Below are 3,846 nucleotides of genomic sequence, written 5' to 3'. Positions count from 1 at the left end.
CGCCTTTCACAAAGTCGATTCGAGTGCCTTGAATGCGGATATACCGGGAACGCCGATATAAACGGCGCTCGTAACATTTTAGCGGCAGGACATGCCGTACTTGCCTGTGGAAGGATGGCGCATTCAGGCCACCCGTTGAAGCAGGAACCCACCGGGGTGATTCAGGCTTCGGTCTGAACGCTGCAGGAATCCCCGTCCTTCAGGGCGAGGAGGATGTCAAACAAAATAACTTTAATGAGCCAAACCATGAAGAATATGTACGCATTAGCAACTAAAGTCATCCGTTTGAGATGCCTTGTTCTGAACAGGATACTCAGCAGTAGCATGACTGACGGGAGCAAAGCGTTGCAATCAACGGTGCTCGAGTTTACGCGTCACTCAAGTGAAGCTATTGAACACATAGCGAACGCCATACTTGAACGGAATATCAGAACACACATGTTGATTCAGAATTTGAATTCCTCAAAATACATATTAGAGATCTTCAGTTCCGAATTTATGGAGGACGATGGCAAAATGTCACTCCTGAAGAACATTGATGATTTATTGGATGAACTGGCTCAGGAAACTTAAGCAGTTTAGTCCAAAGGGCCAATTAAAACAGTCAATGTTAGCAAAAGGGTAGATAAGCAACATCGTAACTCATTGAATTATATGTTTTTTACTTTCACATTTAACATAATCTTTGTTATGCGAACTAATTGTGTAGTAGCTAAATTGGGATGTCCGCCTCTGACAAAATAGACATGTCCGCGTTACAGTCTCACTACAGCGATCACTGAGTTCAGTGGATGAGACTCATGACGGCATACAGAACTGAGTTTTTCTCAATGAACGATGTAAATCGACTCAGGACCCTTCAGACGTTATCGACCGACGCCTCACAACACACCTTGCTGCCAGCTGGCTGGAGATCTCAGGCAGACACTGCAGTCGTTTGCTCGAACGCTGCCGCTCACACTGGTTAACCGTCGTCGCGGCCAGCCAAATAACCAGCAACTGTTGTAAGGCCTCGCTGAACATGCATTAGACACCATCCGCGAACATAACGCTGATTTTGGGCCATCATTAGCCTGTGAGAAGCTCGCTGAAGTTCACAATCTTTATCTGGCCAAAGAGACTGTGCGAAAACTGATGACCCGGGATAGTTTATGGATCCCCCGAAATATTCGTCAGAGGATTTACAGGTTCAGTCCCCCGTGCGGTTCAATACAGCTATGGACTCTGCATCCTCTTCACGCCAGCGTTAAGTATAATTTTTTGAGATCAGAAACAAGCGTGGCGCTCATATTAACGCCTGGCTTGTGGGCTCGTGAAATCAAATTGGGTTTAAGAGTAACCGTAACGCTCTGGATAATACGTTTCGTCCGAATAGCTAAATCTCGGGTATAACATATATGATTTACACGTATTTTAGCACTCCTGATAATGCGGTTAATTACACATATGCCGTTAAACGGCATATGTGTGCCAGCAGGCGCTAAATATGCGACTGTAGGTTAGTGGAACTTTACTCCGGCGCAGCGGGTTACGATGTTAATAGGTTCCAACAATAAAGAATCCTCGCCGACCGCCGTAGCAATCTGACTATAATATCCGACAGATGGCATGTTTCTGTTAGCGAACCAAGTGCAGGAAGTGTAAGTGTTTTTCATACTGGTCAAGTATGTCATTAATCAGCTGTTCCTGATTCCATCCCATCACATCATAATTTTGACCGCCTTCTTTAAGGTAGACCTCTGCGCGATAATATCGATGTTGTTCAGTCTGCTGCTCATCATTATCTATCGTAGTAAGCGCAAAAGTCGGTGAGTTATACCCGCGAAGCCTAACTTCATATATATAATTAAGCTCGTTGCCCAAATCGACTTCAAGGCGAATACGATCGTCGGCTGCGTCATTGATATAGCTTATCGTCCCCTGCCTGTTTAGTTCTTCCTGAACCATCGTCATGGCAGGCAGAATAACGTCGTCCATAAAGCGTTTCACGAGAGAGCGCTTTGGAAGGTAAACGATATTGCGCAACCTTCTTTGCCACGGAATTGGGTTGCGCGCAGCCGTCGGCGCAATAGTCGCCATGCTAAGACTTTCACGCTTGGTCAAATCCCGGCGCAAAGCTTTTAACAGTCCGTATATGGATATGAGTAAGATCATCGAGAAGGGTAATGCACTCGCTATTGTCACCGTTTGCAGTGCGCTTAGCCCTCCCGCAATGAGAAGTGCAATTGCGACTATCCCCATGAGCGAGGCCCAGAAGATTCTCTGCCAGATGGGCGTGTTTGCCACACCGCCTGATGCCAGAGTATCCACAACCATTGCCCCCGAGTCAGCAGATGTTACAAAGAAGACTATGACCATCACCATTGCAATGAATGACAGTACGGAGGAGAACGGGAAATGCTCAAGAAAAATAAACAAGGCCAGCGCGACATCTTGTTGCACTGTATTGGCAAGATCAGTCGCCCCTTGGTTCATAATGAGATGGATTGCGCTATTACCAAACACCGTCATCCACATTAGCGTAAAACCGGCCGGAACAAACAGCACGCCGGTGACAAATTCACGAATGGTTCGGCCGCGTGAGACCCGTGCTATAAACATCCCCACAAACGGTGACCATGAAAGCCACCATCCCCAATACAGTAATGTCCATCCCCCTAGCCAGTTGCTCGACTTAGGTTCGTATGCATAAAGATTGAAAGTTTTACTCACCAGTTCTGATAGATAACCGCCAGTATTTTCCACAAATGACTTCAGTAGAAGCACTGTTGGTCCCAGACACAGGACCAGCACCAGAAGCAATAGCGCGAGGCCCAGATTGAGCTCAGACAGGATGCGTATTCCCTTGTCTAGGCCGGACACCACAGAAATCGTCGCTAACCCTGTGATGACCGCGATCAGAATCACCTGTACCGTGTTATTGATGGGCACCCCAAATAGATGGTTCAAACCAGCATTTACCTGCAAAACACCGTAACCCAGCGATGTAGCTACGCCAAAAACCGTGCCTATAACGGCAAAAATATCGACCGCATGGCCTATAGGCCCGTATATGCGATCGCCAATAATAGGATAGAGTGCAGAACGCAGCGTTAAAGGCAGACCATGGCGATAACTGAAAAAGGCCAAAATCAGCGCTACAATGGCATAGATTGCCCATGCATGCAGACCCCAATGGAAGAAGGTCAACCTCATTGCTTCCTTTGCTGCCGCAATGGTCTCTGGGGTGCCGACGGGAGGTGAAAGATAATGCATTACAGGTTCAGCAACACCAAAGAACATCAGGCCGATCCCCATCCCTGCCGAGAAAAGCATCGCAAACCAGGAGTGATAACTGAAATCAGGTTGTGCATGGTCCGGACCCAACTTGATATCACCGTAACGTGAGAGACCAAGAAAAGTGACACTCAATAAAATCAAGGCCACCGCAAGAATGTAGAACCAGCTAGCATTCGTGAAGATTTGTTGCTGTAGTATTTTGAAATTTCTGTCTGCGACATCCGGAAATACGGCTGCGAAGGCGACAAGAAGAACAATTAACAAAGCAGAGGTAAAGAATACCGCTTTGTTAATCTGGCTTTTGGACTGATTTGGGATCGCATCATTTTCACTCATATCATTTATTCCATTAATTAAAATCTACACTGGATTAAAAAATCTTCCTCTCATATAATAGCAAAATTCAACTGACTATGCGTCATTGTGCGAGTTTTTCACCATAATGTTCATCCATTGGCGAACGGCGTTGTCTTGCCATCGGTGGCTACCCCGGCTACAACACCCCAAACGATAGCTCCTTGTCCATATAACCATCATTATTTTAAATCCAGCGGCGATCTTCACTAC

At 46.4% G+C, this 3,846-nt stretch carries 2 protein-coding genes; one reads left to right on the top strand and one right to left on the bottom strand.

What is annotated here, in order from left to right; translation table 11 throughout:
• Nucleotides 1-177: zinc ribbon domain-containing protein (locus AB8804_RS23070; RefSeq protein ID WP_371190263.1), on the top strand; the 177-nt coding region annotated here is incomplete at its 5' end.
• A 1,440-nt stretch (nt 178-1,617) separates the two neighbouring features.
• Here AB8804_RS23070 and AB8804_RS23065 read toward each other — a convergent pair.
• The gene (locus tag AB8804_RS23065; RefSeq protein ID WP_371190261.1) at nt 1,618-3,615 is read right to left on the bottom strand and encodes a BCCT family transporter; all 1,998 of its coding nucleotides are present in this window, start codon (nt 3,613-3,615) and stop codon (nt 1,618-1,620) included.
• Between the last annotated feature and the right edge of the window lie 231 nt (nt 3,616-3,846).

It is taken from the genome of Enterobacter sp. KBR-315C3_2022 (assembly GCF_041399425.1).
In the GTDB taxonomy this organism is placed as follows: Bacteria; Pseudomonadota; Gammaproteobacteria; order Enterobacterales; family Enterobacteriaceae; genus Enterobacter.
Note: the sequence above shows the minus strand (reverse complement) of the source record. Positions and strands in the feature narration are given on the sequence as shown.

Bases quoted from the DNA above. Each gene is read 5' to 3' on its own strand.
- AB8804_RS23065 (WP_371190261.1), bottom strand. From the start codon at position 3,615: ATGAGTGAAAATGATGCGATCCCAAATCAGTCCAAAAGCCAGATTAAC.